The organism is Clostridium sp. AM58-1XD (assembly GCF_003464085.1).
Lineage (GTDB): Bacteria > Bacillota > Clostridia > Lachnospirales > Lachnospiraceae > Lachnoclostridium_A.
Genome location: NZ_QSDR01000013.1, coordinates 36,367 through 54,741, shown reverse-complemented (window position 1 = coordinate 54,741; position 18,375 = coordinate 36,367). Strand labels below are relative to the sequence as shown.

The 18,375-nt window shown below is 46.4% G+C and carries 16 protein-coding genes and 1 pseudogene; 13 read left to right on the top strand and 4 right to left on the bottom strand.

Features of this window, described 5'->3' with window-relative positions; translation table 11 throughout:
- The first annotated feature begins 14 nt into the window (after positions 1-14).
- From DXA13_RS09650 to DXA13_RS09630, 5 genes are all read left to right on the top strand, one after another.
- Complete coding sequence (locus DXA13_RS09650) at positions 15-428, top strand: hypothetical protein (RefSeq protein WP_118243869.1); 414 nt, start codon at positions 15-17, stop codon at positions 426-428.
- Positions 429-447: 19 nt separating this feature from the next.
- Entirely contained in the window at positions 448-1,422 is a 975-nt protein-coding gene (locus DXA13_RS09645) for a M48 family metallopeptidase (RefSeq protein WP_118243866.1), read from the top strand.
- Positions 1,423-1,434: 12 nt separating this feature from the next.
- Positions 1,435-3,177, top strand: coding sequence for a dynamin family protein (locus DXA13_RS09640; protein WP_118243863.1), 1,743 nt, complete (start codon positions 1,435-1,437; stop codon positions 3,175-3,177).
- A 30-nt stretch (positions 3,178-3,207) separates the two neighbouring features.
- Positions 3,208-3,705, top strand: coding sequence for a zinc ribbon domain-containing protein (locus DXA13_RS09635; protein ID WP_118243860.1), 498 nt, complete (start codon positions 3,208-3,210; stop codon positions 3,703-3,705).
- Positions 3,706-3,950: 245 nt separating this feature from the next.
- Positions 3,951-5,321 carry an MATE family efflux transporter gene (locus tag DXA13_RS09630; protein ID WP_118243857.1) on the top strand — a complete coding sequence of 457 codons (1,371 nt, stop codon included), beginning with the start codon at positions 3,951-3,953 and terminating at the stop codon, positions 5,319-5,321.
- 79 nt (positions 5,322-5,400) lie between these two features.
- Here DXA13_RS09630 and DXA13_RS09625 read toward each other — a convergent pair whose 3' ends face one another.
- Positions 5,401-6,147, bottom strand: a complete 747-nt coding sequence (locus tag DXA13_RS09625; RefSeq protein WP_118243854.1) for a GNAT family N-acetyltransferase — start codon at positions 6,145-6,147, stop codon at positions 5,401-5,403.
- Between the two features lie 4 nt (positions 6,148-6,151).
- On the bottom strand, positions 6,152-6,670 hold the full coding sequence (locus DXA13_RS09620) for a peptidylprolyl isomerase (RefSeq protein WP_118243842.1): 519 nt from the start codon (positions 6,668-6,670) through the stop codon (positions 6,152-6,154).
- 222 nt (positions 6,671-6,892) lie between these two features.
- Here DXA13_RS09620 and ispE point away from each other — a divergent pair.
- The 3 genes and pseudogenes from ispE (at position 6,893) to DXA13_RS09605 (ending at position 8,661) form a co-directional block, all read left to right on the top strand.
- Positions 6,893-7,800 (top strand): annotated as a pseudogene (gene ispE, locus DXA13_RS09615) (4-(cytidine 5'-diphospho)-2-C-methyl-D-erythritol kinase).
- Complete coding sequence (locus DXA13_RS09610) at positions 7,790-8,467, top strand: GntR family transcriptional regulator (RefSeq protein ID WP_118243840.1); 678 nt, start codon at positions 7,790-7,792, stop codon at positions 8,465-8,467. The pseudogene ispE and the gene DXA13_RS09610 overlap by 11 nt, the downstream one beginning before the upstream one ends.
- Positions 8,467-8,661: a hypothetical protein gene (locus tag DXA13_RS09605; protein WP_181995600.1), complete on the top strand. Its 195-nt coding sequence runs from the start codon at positions 8,467-8,469 to the stop codon at positions 8,659-8,661. The genes DXA13_RS09610 and DXA13_RS09605 overlap by 1 nt, the downstream gene beginning before the upstream one ends.
- 6 nt (positions 8,662-8,667) lie before the next feature.
- Here DXA13_RS09605 and spoIIR read toward each other — a convergent pair whose 3' ends face one another.
- Positions 8,668-9,294 carry a stage II sporulation protein R gene (gene spoIIR, locus DXA13_RS09600; RefSeq protein ID WP_243009050.1) on the bottom strand — a complete coding sequence of 209 codons (627 nt, stop codon included), beginning with the start codon at positions 9,292-9,294 and terminating at the stop codon, positions 8,668-8,670.
- Positions 9,295-9,390: 96 nt separating this feature from the next.
- Here spoIIR and DXA13_RS09595 point away from each other — a divergent pair, with 96 nt between their 5' ends.
- The 4 genes from DXA13_RS09595 to yfcC all read left to right on the top strand — a co-directional run bounded on the left by DXA13_RS09595 (position 9,391) and on the right by yfcC (position 13,446).
- Positions 9,391-10,458, top strand: a complete 1,068-nt coding sequence (locus tag DXA13_RS09595) for a D-alanine--D-alanine ligase family protein (RefSeq protein ID WP_118243836.1) — start codon at positions 9,391-9,393, stop codon at positions 10,456-10,458.
- 17 nt (positions 10,459-10,475) lie between these two features.
- A complete protein-coding gene (murI, locus tag DXA13_RS09590; RefSeq protein ID WP_118243834.1) occupies positions 10,476-11,291 on the top strand; it encodes a glutamate racemase in 816 nt (271 codons plus the stop codon).
- Positions 11,292-11,295: 4 nt separating this feature from the next.
- On the top strand, positions 11,296-11,739 hold the full coding sequence (locus tag DXA13_RS09585; RefSeq protein WP_118243832.1) for a DUF1934 domain-containing protein: 444 nt from the start codon (positions 11,296-11,298) through the stop codon (positions 11,737-11,739).
- A gap of 192 nt (positions 11,740-11,931) precedes the next feature.
- Positions 11,932-13,446, top strand: coding sequence for a putative basic amino acid antiporter YfcC (gene yfcC / locus DXA13_RS09580; RefSeq protein WP_118243830.1), 1,515 nt, complete (start codon positions 11,932-11,934; stop codon positions 13,444-13,446).
- Positions 13,447-13,863: 417 nt separating this feature from the next.
- Here the strand turns inward: yfcC and DXA13_RS09575 are convergent, their stop codons facing one another.
- The gene (locus tag DXA13_RS09575; protein ID WP_347559803.1) at positions 13,864-14,310 is read right to left on the bottom strand and encodes a hypothetical protein; all 447 of its coding nucleotides are present in this window, start codon (positions 14,308-14,310) and stop codon (positions 13,864-13,866) included.
- 203 nt (positions 14,311-14,513) lie between these two features.
- Between DXA13_RS09575 and DXA13_RS09570 the strand changes: the two genes are divergently transcribed.
- Positions 14,514-18,368, top strand: a complete 3,855-nt coding sequence (locus tag DXA13_RS09570; RefSeq protein WP_181995599.1) for a DNA-directed RNA polymerase subunit beta — start codon at positions 14,514-14,516, stop codon at positions 18,366-18,368.
- Positions 18,369-18,375 lie beyond the last annotated feature (7 nt).

Sequence of the window (18,375 nt, the reverse complement as noted above, 5' to 3'; positions counted from 1 at the left end):
TTGTAGGACTGCCAATGCTGATTATCAGCTGTGCTACCGGCACGGCTGTCAGTAAGCATTTCACAAGCAAACTGTTTGCCAGAGATTCTGGAAAGAGAAAACTGGAAGAACTGCGCAGAGAAATAAGAGACAATATGAAACAGATGATTGTGGAAATGCAGGCAAAGCGAGAACTGGAAAACTGGGTACACCAGCGTGTGGAGATCCGGTTTAATGAGCTGACCGCAAGTATGGAGGAAGAGTGTGAGAAAATGCTCAATGATACGGAAAGCACGATGGACAATATTAAAAAGGATTTGACCAGAAATGAACTGCAGCGGAAACAAATGGCAGCAGAATGCGACGAGATCGTTGCTACCGTGAAGCAGATTCTGGAAAACCTGAAGCCGTTGAATATGAAGGTGCGCCAGGTCTTGGAAAGTGCCTGACAGACTGGAGGAACTGAAAATGAATGATTTCATGGATTCGAGTACATCATCTCCTCTGCAGGGGATGGACTACAGTTTCAGAGATTACATGGCGCGTCGAAAGGCAATGGAAAGCAGGCGTCTGTCAGGCAACGGACTGCCGGATTATGCCTTTGCTTTTGACTATGAATGCCGCAGAAAGCTGGACGCAATTCCGCACTTTTACAGCATTGCCAAGAAGATATGTGCGACCTATGCGAGCCGGACGCTTCAGGTGATCAACATGGATGGGCTTATTGTCGGTCCGGATCAGTTCCCGGAGGTCTATCAGATTGGCTGCGACTGCGCCAGGACTCTGGGAATCGGTATTCCGAATATCTATATTATAAATGATCTTTCCATAAACGCGTATACGATTGCAACGGACGATATTGAGCCGCTGATCGTTATTCACAGCGGCCTTTATGAACGTTTTACACCGGGAGAGCTGCGGTGCGTGATCGGACACGAGTGCGGTCATATACATAATCAGCACTCCGTGTATTCCATGCTGAGTAATATCTTGCTGAACGTAGGGATTGCTGCGACTGGAATTATATCTACACAACTGATGGCCCTTCTGACGATGGGAAGCAGAATTGCTCTGAACGCATGGAGCCGTGCGGCTGAAGTCACATGCGACCGTGCTGGCCTGATCTGCTGTGACAAGCCGGAGGATGCCTATCAGGTAAATGCCAAACTGATGTATGGTGCAGCACTCGGAGAACATACAGTGAATTATGAAGCGCTTAGAAAGCAGCTGGATATGCAGATGGGTAATCTCACTAAATTTAATGAACTACTTTATGATCATCCCACTTCGGTGCGAAGGATTGTTGCAGAGATGGAGTTTATCGAATGCGAGGTGTTCTACCGGTGGCGTCCGGAACTAATGCAGCCTGGGCAGATCATGCGTTCCAAGGAAGAAACGGATGAGCGCTGCCGGAGATTCGTCGACGTAGCAAAAGAGGGATAGGAGGGCTGAGGAATGGAGATGCAGGACCGCATTATATATGATCCGGAAGAAATGATACGGAGGATAGAAAGCGAACTGGACAAATTAAAGATGTTTCAGTTTGACAGCAAGTACCGCGCTCTTCTGGGAGACCCGTTTATCAGCAAGCTGTCCAGATGGGAACAGAATATCCGTAATCGTAAAGAGGACCCGTTTACAGTGGTTGTATGCGGCGAGTTCAAACGGGGAAAATCCAGCCTTATTAATGCATTGCTGGGAGAGGAAGTAGTTACCACCAATGTAACGACAGAAACAGTCACGCTGAATAAAATCAGTTATGGGGCACATTCCAATGAAGCAATTCTTTCCGGCGGCCGGCGGATGCGCCTGTCCGATGAGGAGATGGAACGTGACCGTCTGGAAGAGCTGATCAGCCAGGCAGGGGAGCCTGTACGGCAGCTGGAAATCAAACGTCCGATTGAGCTGCTCCGGTATGTTACGATTATTGATACGCCAGGTTTAGGCGATTCCATGAAGGATTTTACTGATATGGTGGAGCAGGCATTATGTCAGGCAGATGCAGTTGTCTATCTGTTTTCTGTAAATTATCCGCTGTCACAGGCAGAGCAGATGTTTCTTAAAACGGTCATCCTTCCGCAGAAATATACAGACTTATTTCTGATTGGCAACTATGCGGATGTCCTTTCCAATGAAAAGGAATATGAGCGCATGAAACAAATGCTGGAAGAGCGAATTCACGGGCTGCTTCCTGCCCAGGAACCGTGGATGGTAAGCGCTTTGGATGAGCGCTGCCGCCAGACGGGAGAGGAACGGCCGAATGTCAGAATGGAAGAACTGCTGGGGAGGAACTTTGATGGCTTCCGATCACAGATAACCAGGCTGGTACAGGACAAGAAAGACGTGATTCTGCCTGACCGCATGCAGCGTATGCTTCGCGGAATGCTGGTTGACCTGGCTGACGATCTGGCCGCACTGGAAAATGGTCTGATTATGAGCAGTCAGGATGTGCAGGCCGCCATAGAAAGGGTCAGTGAGCAGAAAATACAGCAGATGAAACAGCAGTCGGAGACGGAGAGCAGAATTGACGGTATGATTCAGGTTATGCAGTCCGAAACATATGAGTGGATAGAGGAGCTTCTTAATCGAATGCAGGAAGATGTCAGTACACTCTCAGATGTGGAAGCCAAGGATCTGACAAAATACTATTCGTTTTATTGCATCGATATGATGCAGGAGGCAATTACCCGCTGTACAGATTATCATACGGTCATTCTGTATGACGCTTTGGATGAAATATCCAGTGAACTTACGTACAGCCTTTCGAAAAATGCACAAAATACAGCATATGGCTTTCGCTTTGCTTTAGACAATAAGACATGGACAATGGGGGACAATGTCAGTTTTGTAGTTTCAAAAATTGACAGCCTGGGACTTTTCAGCCTGGTTGCTGATGGAATTGCAGGAGCCATGCGGCAGAAGGAGATGTCTGATAAAACACCTGATATTATCAAGTCAATTCAGGTTCAATACACGAACTTGCATATATCCGTGCAGCAGGCAATCGAAAATACTTACCGAACGATGGCCGAAAACGTAATAAAACAACTGGCGGAATATTACGGGGATAAAATTCTTGCAGCACAGCAGCAGGTGGAGCAGTCTGCAATGGTTGCGCGTCAGGATGAAGCAAAAAAGGAAGAGACGAGAGAGGCAATTGGCAAGATCCGATCCATACTGGCCCAAATGGAGATGTAAGGAGAAATTATTAATATAGGAGGTTAGGGTATGATCTATTGTCCAAACTGCGGCGCAGGTCTGAGTAACTCGGAAGGCTTCTGCCCGGAATGCGGCGCTCCCGTGAGGAGTGTGGAAGAGAATACATGTGCTTACTGTGGTACCAGGGTAGACGGAGAGCAGATTTTCTGTCCGAACTGCGGGCACCGGATGCCGCAGGTGCAAAAGATAGATCCGGTAAAGCAGCCGGGTAAAGAACCGGAGATCAAGCTGGAGAAAAAGGAAAATCCATCTCCGAAGCAGAAGATAAAGCCAACGGTTCCGGTACCGGCCGAACCAGTGATTCGTACGGGAGGAGCCTGGTTTTTGGCTGTTATCTGCTTATTCTTTCTATGGCCGGCCAGTGTTTACAGTATGATTTGTATCAGTAAAGTAAAAAAGGCTTCTGATACGACAGAAGCTGTAGAACTGTTGAAAAAAAGTTATTTGGTCTCAGTCATTGGCATGGTGGTCGGACTGGTTATAGCACTTTTTATTTTGGCATTTTAACATGTACTGAGAATATAAAGAGGGGTTGCAAAAGTTGAATCATCTGTGCCACCGATACCAGATTCCGTCACAGGCAGTGGCAAGTCACTACATCTGGTATCGGTGGCACAGCCTTATTCCTTTTTGTAACATCCTCTTTTTGCTGCATTATGGTCAACTTGTCTTATGGCCCGTCCCGTGATAAACTAAAAAGAAGTACTTGCGGCGGGAAGGCTGCATAGGGATAGGGCAAAGGGGATAATGGAATGGACGATAAAAAAACGATGTTATTTGAACAGATGCCGGTGCCAAAAGCTGTTATGCAGCTGGCGGTTCCCACCGTTCTCAGTTCACTCGTAATGGTAATCTATAATCTGGCAGATACATATTTTGTAGGGATGATGAACAATCCGATTCAGAATGCGGCGGTTACCCTGGCGGCGCCGGTGCTTCTGGCGTTTAATGCGGTAAATAACCTGTTCGGCGTCGGCAGTTCCAGCATGATGAGCCGGGCCTTGGGGAGGAAGGACTACGAAGCGGTACATAGAAGCTCTGCATTCGGTTTTTACTGCGCCCTGTTCTGCGGAATCATCTTTTCATTGCTGTGTATCGTATTCCGGAAACAGCTTCTGGTTCTTCTGGGGGCTGATGTGAATACGGCAGCTGCTACGGAAGGATATCTGAAATGGACCGTTTTCTTCGGTGCAGCGCCGGCAATTCTGAATGTCGTAATGGCTTACATGGTTCGGTCGGAAGGGGCTTCGCTCCATGCCAGTATCGGAACGATGAGCGGCTGCCTGCTGAACATGGTTCTGGACCCGATCTTTATCCTTCCATGGGGACTGAATATGGGCGCTGCTGGTGCCGGCCTGGCCACATTCCTGTCAAACTGTGTTGCCTGCCTCTACTTCTTTGTGCTTTTGTACGTCAGAAGAAAGAGCACATCTGTCTGTATCCTTCCTAAGAAATTCAGTCTGCAGAAAGCAATTGTATTGGGCGTATGCGGCGTGGGAATTCCCGCCTCAATTCAGAACCTTCTCAATGTGACAGGTATGACAATATTAAATAATTTCACGTCTTCTTACGGTGCGGATGCAGTAGCGGCAATGGGAATTGCACAGAAGGTCAATATGGTGCCGCTGCAGGTAGCCATGGGATTTTCACAGGGTATTATGCCATTGATCAGCTATAATTTTGCCTGTGGGAATCAGAAACGAATGAAAGAGACAATTTTCTTTACCATAAAAACGCTGCTGCCGTTTATGCTGGCTGTCGCTGTATTTTACTATTTTGGAGCTGGAGTGCTGACAGAAGCTTTTATGGACAATGAGAATATCATTGCGTATGGAACGAGATTTTTGAGGGGATTCTGCCTTGGGCTGCCGTTCATCTGCCTGGATTTTCTTGCAGTCGGCGTGTTCCAGGCGGTGGGAATGGGAAGAGCGGCTCTGGCATTCGCTGTTTTGAGAAAAATTGTGCTGGAGATTCCGGCCCTTTACGTGCTGAATCATCTGTTTCCGCTTTATGGACTTTCCTATGCACAGTGCATCGCGGAATCCGTACTTGCATCGGCTGCCGTCTGGATGTTGTTCAGAATCTTTAAAAAGATGCAGAAAGTGCCGGAACGAAAGGCATGATTTCGCCGGCACAAGGGGAGAAGGAAAACGTATATTTGCAGATCAGATATGAAAGTCAGAAGATTTTATGCTGCTGCGATTAGCGATAAAAGACAGGAGAAGCTGCAGATATTTCCTCTGAGGGGGAAAAGGATGTTTGAACAGGAGAGAATCCAAGTTTTTTCGCCAATAAAGCAGATGGAAGATTATCCGGCATGATCCGAATGAAGAGATTGGACGTGACCTGGGACCGGGCATATGAAAGGATATGGCGGCACGCCTCCAGGGCCAGGCCGTGACGGCGGAAGGGGCGGAATATGTGATAACTCAGCTCTGCGGCGGGATCATCGGATTTCCCGCCTTCTGACAGCAGTTCTTCTGAAACATGCATAGGAGATATGCCTGCTTTACCAACCAGAACATTGTCATACGCCCGTACGACAGCCCAGATTCCATATTCATAAAATTCATATTGATTTTTTATATAGGCATACAGAAGCTCGGGAGTCCGGAAAACGGCATCGTCCGTACCGGCCTCTTCTTCAAAAGGAATGAACCGGCAGTCTTCCGGCGTGAATTCCCGGATGATCAGACGTTCGGACCGGCAGATGGTAAGCGGAAGCCCCAAATGGCGCCTTACTGCCCGTTCCAGATAAGCGGCGTCGGCATCTTCCGGCCGCTCTATTACATATCTGGCAGGAAACAGGGATACGTCCGGCCTGCCGGGGTCCCACAGACCAACAACAGCCTTGCCGGCCGCAGCTGCGGCCAGAAGGCTGTCTGGTTCGTCGGATAGGACGACGGTATATTCATCTAAACCTATGTTTACACATCGTTCAATGACCATAAGATTAACATTTCTCCGGTTCCGGATAAGATTCTCCAAACGTATCAACAGTCACAGACTTCATCTTCTGTTCCTTCATGGGACGGTCGTTGTAGTCTGTACGAACAGCAGCGATATTGTTTACTACATTCATTCCATCAATAACCATTCCAAATGCGGCGTAGGAGCCGTCGAGATGTGGGGAGTCCTTATGCATGATGAAGAACTGCGATCCTGCGGAATCAGGGTGCATAGCCCGAGCCATGGAAAGAACGCCGGCCGTATGCTTCAGCTGGTTATCTACGCCATTCTGGCTGAATTCACCTTTAATGCCATAACCAGGTCCGCCGCAGCCGTTGCCGTCTGGACATCCACCCTGAATCATAAAGCCGCTGATGACGCGGTGGAAGATCAGGCCGTTATAGAATCCCTTGTTTACAAGACTGATAAAATTATTCACTGTATTCGGTGCAATTTCCGGATAAAGCTCTGCTTTGATGATATCGCCGTTTTCCATTTCAATGGTAACAACTGGATTTTTCATAGTAAAAATCTCCTTTATGTGTATTTTAAGCGTATTGCTATAATGAATATATCAAATACGCCAGAATTTGTCCATAGCCGGTGCACAGTGAAAGGGCCTACGGCAAAACTTAAAACACTTCCAAAAGAAATAGCTTGTATTTTTTGGTGTACATAGTATAATAAATATTGTATACAAAAAAATATAAAAATACAATTTACGAAAACAGAGGAGTTTCTGAATATGATACACCACCTGAATCTGAAGGCATATGGAAAGATCAATCTGGGTCTCGATGTCCTCAGGAGAAGAGAAGACGGCTATCACGAAGTGAAAATGATCATGCAGACAGTCGGAATATATGACAGGATTGATCTGATTCTGAGGACGAGCCTGGAATTGAAGTTGAAACGAATCTCTATTATCTGCCATGCAATGAAAACAATCTTGTTTATAAAGCGGCGCAGCTTTTAATGGAAGAATTCGGAATTAAAAAGGGCGTAATGATAAAACTCAGAAAGTTTATTCCGGTTGCGGCAGGAATGGCCGGGGGCAGCAGTGATGCGGCAGCAGTCCTGTTCGGCGTCAACAAGATGTTCAGCCTGGGACTGTCCATGAGAGACCTGATGGAACGAGGCGTGAAGATCGGCGCCGATGTTCCATATTGTCTGATGCGCGGAACGGCTCTTTCGGAAGGGATTGGAGAAATACTCACTCCGCTGCCGCCGATGCCGCAGTGTCAGATTCTGATTGCGAAGCCGGCAATCAGTGTCTCGACTAAATTTGTTTATGAAAACCTTCATGCAAATGAGCTGAAAAAAGAGCAGCATCCGGATATTGACGGAATGATTCAGGCGATACGAAACCAGGATCTTTATGGAGTTGCAGAGCGATTTGGAAATGTTCTTGAGACGGTCACGGAAAAGGAGTATCCGGTAATAAAGGAAATAAAAGATAAGATGAAAGGAATGGGAGCTGTTAACGCCATGATGAGCGGAAGCGGCCCGACAGTTTTCGGCCTGTTTACAAGTCCTGCCGCGGCGGAGAATGCTTATGAGGAACTGCGTTACGGACAGTCTGCGGAGATGGCCAAGCAGGTTTATCTTACGAATTTTTACAATAACAAGGAGGTTTCCGGCAATGGAATATAACTTAAAAGTGACGATGAATGAATATCTTCCGCTGAGAGATGTGGTTTTTAATACGCTGCGCCAGGCAATATTAAAAGGGGAACTGGCACCGGGAGAAAGGCTTATGGAGATTCAGCTGGCAGACCGTCTTGGTGTGAGCCGTACGCCGATTCGAGAAGCGATCAGAAAACTTGAGCTGGAAGGACTCGTACTTATGATTCCAAGAAAGGGAGCCGAAGTCGCTAAAATTTCCGAAAAGAGTTTGAGGGACGTACTGGAAGTACGCCGGGCCATGGAAGAACTGGCGATCGAACTGGCGTGTGAGCGTATGTCTGCGGATGAAATCCGTGAACTTTCGGATGCCAATACTCAGTTCGGCCGTGCAGTAGAAGGCGGAGAGCCGATGGAAATTGCAGAGGCAGATGAACACTATCACGATATTATTTACCAGGGGACGGGAAATGTGCGCCTGATTCAGCTTCTCAATAATCTGCGTGAGCAGATGTACCGTTACCGTCTGGAGTATGTGAAGGACGCGGATAAGAGGCAGATACTTTTAAGTGAACACGAGCGCATTTTGAAGGCTGTAAGGGACCGGAAGGTGGCCGAAGCAAAGGAACTGATGAGAGAGCATATTGACAATCAGGAAATAACGGTTTCAAGGAATATCAAGGGGAAGGAAGCATAATGACATTTAAAGAGAAATATCTTGCGGGAGAAATCCCATTCGAGGCGATTGATGATTTTGTGGAAGAGTGGAATAACAGTGACGACGACAGGAGACTGGCCGTCTTCCTCGGACTGAATACTGAAGAGGAAGACGCCTGGATTGATGAGAGTGAAGAAGCCTTAAAAGCTCTTTTGGACAGTCAGAGAAAATAGCTGTTTTTATGAGCGGCCAAAGAGTTCAAGGATTTTAAATTTTATATGAGGGGCAGGCCGTTTGCTGCTTTCCAGAGCATGAAAATCCTTATCGTCCACCGCAGACTTCAGTTTTTCTTTGGAAGAATCAGGTACGGTGGCATAAGTGGGATCAATAAAGCATAAGGATGGATAGAGGACACACCACCAGTTGTGTCCTTTTCCTTTGCCGATTACAAAACGGGCTGCATCATAAGTACCGCATGGAAATGACATGTCACCATAGGTTTTAGCTGGAAAATAGTCTTTTGTCAGTTTAAGGCTTACGGGATAAGAATAGCCTTTTGTCTGTATGTATGATTCTGCAAGGGACTCCAGCTCGTCGCGGTTGTCAGTTAAATAAGCGCACATTTCTTCTTTGGAGGAACAGCTTGTCATATCGCGGCTGATCCGGTCAACGAGCACAGATTTCACTTCTATTTTCAGCTGCTGGTCTGCATGATTGTCGCTGTTGGCCAATACATGAAGGCGCAGGATTTCCGGGGCAATACGTGAAGCCAGCGCTTCGTCATCGGCGCGTTTTATGGAAAACAGGCAGAGCCCGGAGATCAGAAAACAACAAAGGGAAAGGGCAAGAAATACAGTTCGTTTCATGGAAATCACTCCTTTTTTCAATATCTAATTGTAATTGTAACCAGGTATGCTATAATATAAACGCTTCTAGGTAAAAAAGCGGAAGGAGAACAAAATATGGATCAGAAAACGATCGCAGTCGTATTCGGGGGACAGTCCTCTGAACATGTTGTATCATGTATGTCAGTTATCAATGTGGTGAAGCACATTAATAAAGAAAAATATAATGTAGTTTTAATTGGAATCACTGAAGAGGGGAAATGGCTGAGAGCAGATTCTCTGGATAGCATCGAAGATGGTTCCTGGAGAGAAAGCAAGGTTAAGGCAGCAATCCTGCCGGATGCGACGGAAAAGTGCGCCGTATTCACAGAAGGAATACAGTGGGAAACCATAAAGCTCGATGTAGTATTTCCGGTGCTTCACGGGTTATATGGGGAAGACGGGACCATCCAGGGACTGCTGGAGCTGGCTAAGATTCCATATGTTGGCTGTGGTGTTTTGGCCTCCGCTGTTTCTATGGATAAGATCTATACAAAAATTATTGTAGATGATTTAGGCGTTCGCCAGGCCGATTACGTTCCTGTCAGACGGGAAGAGATGGAAGGGCAGATGGAGGATATCATCGCCAGGGTAGAGGCAAAGTTTTCATATCCTGTATTTGTGAAGCCGTCTAACGCCGGTTCATCTAAGGGCGTAGGAAAAGCAGAGAACAGGGAAGAACTGAAAGAAGCTTTGAATGAGGCAGCCCGCCATGACAGAAAGATCCTTGTAGAAGAGATGATCGTGGGCCACGAAGTGGAATGCGCCGTATTCGGAGGAGGAACGAAGGAAATTCAGGCTTCCGGGGTCGGAGAAATTCTTGCGGCAGCAGATTTCTATGATTTTGAAGCAAAATATTACAATCCGGAATCCAGAACGGTCATGAATCCGGAGCTGCCCGGCAATGCGGCGGAAGAGATACGAAAGGCGGCCGCAGATATATTCAGAGCTGTAGATGGCTATGGCCTCGCCAGAGTCGATTTCTTTGTGAAGAATGACGGGGAGATTGTATTTAATGAAATTAATACCATGCCGGGATTTACGGCGATCAGCATGTATCCCATGCTTTGGGAAGCGGCGGGAATGGATAAGGATGCCCTTGTTCAGGCCTTGATTGAACATGCGCTGCAACGGTACGAAAGGTAAGAGGTTAAGGGATTGTCATGGACAGGAATGCGCCAATCGGCGTTTTTGATTCAGGTGTAGGCGGTCTGACGGTTGTCAGGGAAATCATTCGTCAGATTCCGGATGAAAGAGTAATTTATTTTGGAGATACGGCCAGGGTGCCGTATGGTACCAAGTCGAGGGATACAATTATACGGTATTCCAGGCAGATTATCCGTTTCCTGCGGACACAGGATGTGAAGGCCATTGTTATTGCATGTAACACAGCCAGTGCGTATGCACTTGAAACTGTGAAAAAAGAATGCGATATCCCCATGATTGGAGTTATCAATGCCGGAGCGTATATGGCGGCAAAAACGACAAAAAACGGGAAAATTGGTGTTATCGGAACAGAAGGAACGATTAACAGCGGGATCTATGCAGAAACCATACGGCAGTGGAATTCAGGTGCAGAAGTGTTTGGAAAGGCATGCCCGCTTTTTGTTCCGCTGGTTGAGGAAGGGCTTCTGCATGATTCTGTGACCGATGAGATCGCGTCCAGATATATGGCGGATCTGAAGGGGAAATATATTGACACGCTTGTTCTGGGCTGTACGCATTATCCGCTGATCCGCTCGACGCTGAGGCGCATTATGGGAGATAATGTACAGCTGGTAAATCCGGCGTATGAGACGGCGATCGAACTGCGCGGCCTGCTGGAAAGGGAAGGCCTTTCCTGCAGCAAAGATCGTATGGAAGGCGAAAAGTACCAGTTTTTCGTCAGTGACCTTGCAGAAAAGTTTAAAAATTTTGCCACCGCGATTCTTCCGGAACAGGTAAAGGAAACAAAAAAAATCGCGATAGAGGAGTATTAATACAATGACAAAAGATGTATTGATCAGTATAAGCGGCATGCAGGCGGCTGACGGAGAAAACAGTGATGTGGAAATGATAACCGCAGGGAACTATTATCTGAAGGATGGGAAGCACTATATTCTTTATGATGAAGCCCTGGAAGGAATGGATGGGGTTATTAAAAATACTATCAAGATCAGTCCGGTCAGCCTGGATATCATAAAAAGAGGCCTTTCAAATGTCCATATGGCTTTTGAAAAGGGGAAGAAGACCCAGACCCGTTATGTGACACCTTTTGGTGAGATGATGGTGGGAATTCATACGAGCAGCATAGAAGTGGAAGAAGAGGAGAATAATCTGAGAGTACACGTGGATTATTCACTCGATATCAATTATGAGAGAATTTCAGACTGCAACATAGTTGTGGATATTAAATCCAGAATTGGTGCGGCATTCAGCCTGAAATAGTATCAGGCCTAAAAAAATTTGGTGTATAATTATAATTTTTTTCAGTAATAATGCATAAAAAATCAAAAACTACGTGATTTTTGCACAGGAGTATGATATCATATCGAAGATATGCGCATAAATACGCCGGAGGCTCATGGCCCCTTGCGGCCATATTATTGAAAAAGTATAAGAGAAAGGCAGGAATTGTAGATGGCAGATACGAAGAAGAAATTTCAGATGCCTCATACGTACATCATTATTTTCTTTGTTATCCTACTTGCAGCAGCATTCACCATGTTTATTCCCTTAGGCCAGTATGATACGAAGGAAATCACTTATATGCAGGACGGTCAGGAGAAAACAAGGACGGTCCTGGACCCGGACAGCTTCCGATATGTTCTGGATGAAGACGGAAATAAGGTAATTAAAGCGGCTCCGCTTTTTGGAACAGAAGATTTTGGAAGGCAGGGAATCTTAAACTATGTATTTGAAGGTTTAACAGTCGGAGATAAAAATGGTACGGCTGTTGGAATTATTGCATTTATTCTCGTAGTCGGAGGCGCATTTGGAATCGTGCTTCGGACAGGCGCGGTAGAAAGCGGAATTATGAGGGTAATTGAACGGGCCCAGGGACGTGAGATCCTGTTGATTCCCCTGTTGATTATTCTGTTTTCTCTGGGAGGCGCCGTATTTGGCATGGGAGAAGAAGCGCTGCCGTTTGTAATGATTCTGGTACCCATGTTTATCGCGCTTGGTTATGATGCGGTAGTCGGGGTCATGTGTTCCTATGTGGCAACGCAGATCGGTTTCGGAACATCCTGGATGAATCCGTTCAGCCTGGCAATCGCTCAGGGCGTGGCCGGAATCCCTGTTATGTCAGGAGCGGGATTCCGTATTGTACTGTGGGTGGCATTCACGGGGATTGCGTGTGTATTTACAATGCGCTATGCAATTTCGATCAGAAAACATCCGATGAAGTCCGTAGCGTATGAATCGGACAAGTACTATAGGGATGATTTCAGTTCTGAAGATAAGAAAAATCTTCCATTTACATTAGGACATAAGCTAGTGCTTCTGACAATTGTTCTTACAGTAGCCTGGACCATTTGGGGTGTGATTGCAAAAGGATATTATATACCTGAAATTGCTTCCCAGTTCTTCGTAATGGGCCTTGTATCCGGAATTATCGGCGTTGCATTCAAGCTGAACGACATGCATTTAAATGACATTGCAAGATCGTTTGATCGTGGAGCGGCAGACCTTCTTGGAGCGGCTATCTGTGTTGGAATGGCTCAGGGTATCCTCATTATATTGGGAGGAACGAGTGCAACAGAAGGCACTGTATTGAATACGATCCTCCACTCTATCGGTGAGGGTATGAAGAATTTCCCGCCTATGGTATCCGCATGGCTTATGTATGTGTTCCAGACGGTATTTAATTTCTTCGTCGTATCCGGTTCCGGCCAGGCGGCACTGACTATGCCGATCATGTCTCCTCTTTCCGATATTGTAGGTGTGAGCAGACAGACGGCGGTACTGGCGTTCCAGCTTGGAGATGCGTTCAGCAACTTTATCGTTCCGACTTCCGGTTGTCTTCTTGGAGCACTGGCGGCTGCGCGGCTGGACTGGGGAAGATGGGCGAAATTCCAGATCAAATTCCAGGCAGTCCTGTTTGTATGCGCCAGTATAGCGATGGTGACGGCAGTTTTAATTGGATTCTCATAATAATATCAAAAAACTCACATATTCTGTTCCGATGTAGTGGCAAGGCGCAGAATATGTGAGTTTTTGCTTTGGTGGCCGCGTTTTTTGGAGATGGGGGAAAAAGGAATGGATTATGTATGGCGGAGGGTACGAAGCAGAATTTGAATGTTGCTGAATTAACTTCTTGAAGATTCGTGTGAATATGCTATATCATAGATACACGGGAAACAAACGCCCACAAGGCGAGGGCATATATAAGTGAAGAAAATTCTCCCTGCAACACGATTACTCCATAGATCACATGTGATGAAAGAGACGATATTGTAATAATATAGAAAAGGATTCTGCGACGCGGCCAATGCCTCGAAACAGAATCCCTTTTCTATATTACAGGAGTGCCTGCCGCTTTACCAGCCCGGCTGCTCCGTTAATACGTTCCTACTTGTCTTTTTTAAATCTTGCAAACAGTCCCTTTTTCTTTTGCGGTGGTGCAACAACGCCGCCGCGGACACTTTTAATCTCAGTTATGTAGATACCGCTTATTACGACTTTGACTTCTGCCTTGACTGGAAGTGCCTCAAATACTTTTGCATCAGCCATAAGAGTCATGATCTTCGGACCTACTTTTGCCTTTACTACCGGAACTTTGGAACGGCGCAGATATTTCGGCGTCTGCTCATAAACGATCTTTGGAAGTCCGGCTTCCTTCAGGCGAAGCTTTTTCTTGTCAATAATCAGCATGGAAACGGTCTGTGCTGCTGCTTCCAGAGCTTGCTGCTGTTCAATCTGACGCTTTTCCAGCTTTCTTCCCAGGAAATATAAGACTACCAACACGATTGCCGCCACTGCAAGAACAATTAACAATACATTTAAAATTGTGTTCAACATGGGGAGTACCTCCAGCAGTTCTATTCAATAGGACAAACCTATCTGCAATAGTATATCATTTTTTGGAGAAAAGTGCAAGCAAAAAATCCTTGACACCTTGACTTTCCTATGATAATATGGAAAGTGCACTATTGTGGCGGCATGTGCTTGGCACAGCCATGCCCAAATTTAGAATTTTAGAAAACAGGGGTGAAACGTCAATGGAAAAAAGCAAGATGCGTCCGGTTCAGGCCGGGAAAAGCGTAAGAATGAGCTTCTCGAAACAAAAAGAAGTCCTTGAAATGCCCAACCTGATTGAGATTCAAAAGAACTCTTATCAGTGGTTCCTTGATGAGGGATTGAAAGAGGTATTTGAAGACATCTCTCCAATCGCTGATTTTGCAGGCCATCTGAGTTTGGAATTTGTGGACTTTACCTTGTGTAAGGACGATATCAAATATACCATCGAAGAATGCAAGGAACGAGATGCAACTTACGCAGCTCCTTTAAAAGTAAAGGTAAGACTTTGCAATAAAGATAAAGATGAGATTAACGAACATGAGATTTTCATGGGTGATCTGCCTCTCATGACGGATACCGGTTCTTTCGTTATTAACGGTGCGGAACGTGTCATTGTCAGCCAGCTGGTGCGTTCTCCTGGAATTTATTATGGCGTAGGCCATGATAAAGTTGGTAAGGAACTCTATACATGTACGGTTATCCCGAACCGTGGTGCATGGCTGGAGTACGAAACAGATTCCAACGATATTTTTTATGTACGAGTAGACAGAACGAGAAAGGTTCCGGTAACTGTACTGATCCGTGCCCTCGGTTATGGTACAAATGCCGAAATTATCGACTTATTCGGGGAAGAACCGAAATTACTGGCCAGCTTTGGTAAGGATACATCTGACAATTACCAGGATGGTCTTTTAGAGTTATACAAAAAGATCCGTCCGGGCGAGCCTTTATCCGTTGATAGTGCAGAGAGCTTACTGAACAGTATGTTCTTCGACCCTAGAAGATACGACCTTGCAAAGGTCGGAAGATATAAATTTAATAAGAAGCTTCATTTTAAAAACAGGATTACCGGTCATGTGCTGGCAGAAGATACAGTCGACATGACAACAGGGGAAATCCTTGCAGAAGCAGGCACTTCCATCGACAAAGACCTGGCGGTTAAGCTTCAGAATGCTGCCGTTTCCTATGTGGTGATTCAGGGACCGACGAGAAATCAGAAAGTCCTTTCCAATATGATGGTAGATTTAGCAGAGTACGTGGACTTCGATCCGAAGGAAGCAGGGATTACGGAGTTAGTATTCTACCCGGCGCTTCAGTCTATCCTGTCAGAAGCTGGAAGTGCAGACCAGGAAGAACTGAAGGAGATAATCCGGAAACATGTGCATGATCTGATTCCTAAGCATATTACAAAACAGGATATCCTGGCTTCTATTAACTATAATATGCACCTGGAGGAAGAAGTAGGCACGGCTGACGATATTGATCACCTCGGAAACCGTCGTATTCGTGCCGTGGGAGAGCTTCTTCAGAACCAGTATCGTATCGGACTTTCCAGAATGGAACGTGTGGTGCGTGAAAGAATGACAACACAGGATATGGAGGGAATCACTCCGCAGTCCTTAATTAATATCAAGCCTGTTACTGCGGCGGTAAAGGAATTCTTTGGAAGTTCCCAGCTGTCACAGTTTATGGATCAGAACAACCCGCTGTCTGAGCTGACTCACAAGAGACGTCTTTCAGCACTTGGTCCAGGCGGTCTGTCACGAGACAGAGCCGGATTCGAGGTTCGAGATGTACACTACACCCATTACGGACGTATGTGCCCGATCGAGACGCCTGAAGGCCCGAACATCGGTCTGATCAACTCTCTTGCTACTTATGCAAGAGTTAATGAATACGGATTTATTGAGGCTCCGTACCGTGTAGTAGATAAAACAGATCCTGTTAACCCGATCGTTACGGATCAGGTAGTTTACCTGACTGCTGATGAGGAAGACAATTTCATCGTAGCACAGGCGAACGAACCGCTGGATGAAGAGGGACATTTCATTCACAACAACGTTTCCGGACGTTTCCGTGAAGAAACTTCTGAATTCCAGAAAAAGAATATTGACCTGATGGACGTTTCTCCTAAGATGGTATTCTCGGTTGCTACTTCCATGATTCCTTTCCTGGAGAACGACGATGCCAACCGTGCCCTTATGGGATCCAACATGCAGCGTCAGGCCGTTCCGCTTCTAACGACGGAAGCGCCGGTAGTCGGCACAGGTATTGAATCTAAGGCAGCCGTTGACTCTGGCGTCTGCGTGGTAGCTAAAAATGCAGGTGTCGTTGAACGTTCCGCTTCCAATGAAATCATTATCAAGAGAGATTCCGACGGAAACAGAGACGTTTATCATCTGATTAAATTTACGAGAAGCAACCAGAGCAACTGTTACAACCAGAAACCGGTCGTTTATAAGGGTGATCATGTAGAAGCGGGCGAGGTCATTGCAGATGGTCCGTCCACACAGAACGGAGAAATCGCTCTCGGAAAGAATCCGCTGATCGGATTCATGACATGGGAAGGCTATAACTACGAGGATGCCGTACTGCTCAGCGAAAGACTGGTGCAGGAAGACGTCTATACGTCCGTCCATATTGAAGAATATGAGGCAGAGGCCCGTGATACAAAGCTGGGACCGGAAGAGATCACACGTGATGTTCCGGGCGTAGGCGAGGATGCCTTAAAGGATCTGGACGAAAGAGGCATTATCCGTATCGGTGCAGAAGTGCGTGCCGGGGATATCCTTGTAGGAAAGGTTACACCAAAGGGAGAAACCGAGCTGACAGCAGAAGAAAGACTTCTTCGGGCAATTTTCGGCGAAAAAGCAAGAGAAGTGCGTGACACGTCTCTGAAGGTGCCTCACGGCGCTTACGGTATCGTTGTTGATGCAAAGGTATTTACACGTGAAAACGGTGATGAACTGTCCCCAGGTGTTAATGAAACCGTGCGTATTTATATCGCTCAGAAGAGAAAGATTTCTGTTGGTGATAAGATGGCTGGCCGTCATGGAAACAAGGGTGTTGTTTCCCGTGTGCTTCCTGTTGAGGATATGCCGTTCCTGCCGAACGGACGCCCGCTGGATATCGTTCTGAATCCTCTTGGCGTGCCTTCACGTATGAACATCGGTCAGGTTCTGGAAATTCATCTGAGCCTTGCTGCAAGAGCCCTCGGTTTCAATATCGCAACACCGGTCTTCGACGGCGCGAACGAGATCGATATCATGGACACTCTGGATGTGGCAAATGATTATGTAAATAATTCCTGGGAAGATTTCCAGGAGAAATATAAGGATGTGCTGAAGCCTGACGTAATGGACTATCTTGGCGATCATCTGGATCACAGAGAGCTGTGGAAGGGTGTTCCGTTAAGCCGTGACGGTAAGGTAAGGCTTCGTGACGGACGTACCGGAGAATACTTCGACAGCGCCGTTACAATCGGACACATGCACTACCTGAAGCTCCATCATCTGGTAGATGATAAGATTCACGCACGTTCAACAGGCCCTTACTCACTCGTTACCCAGCAGCCTCTGGGCGGTAAAGCTCAGTTCGGCGGACAGCGTTTCGGAGAGATGGAGGTTTGGGCTCTGGAGGCATATGGCGCTTCCTATACACTGCAGGAAATTCTTACAGTGAAGTCCGATGACGTTGTAGGCCGTGTCAAAACTTATGAGGCAATCATCAAGGGTGAGAATATCCCTGAGCCGGGCATTCCGGAATCCTTTAAGGTTCTTCTTAAAGAGCTCCAGTCACTTGGCCTGGATGTCAGAGTCCTGAGAGATGACAATACAGAAGTTGAGTTGACCGAAACGATCGATTACGGCGATACCGATTTGCGCTCTATCATTGAAGGTGACAAACATTACCGTGACGATGAATCCTATAGTTCCTTTGGATATCAGGAACAGGAATTCAAAGGTGCAGAACTGGTAGATGTAGAAGAAGAGGTTGATGAGTCTGAAGATGAATTTGACCTTGAAGAAGATGAAACTTTTGATGATGAAGAATAAGTAGAAG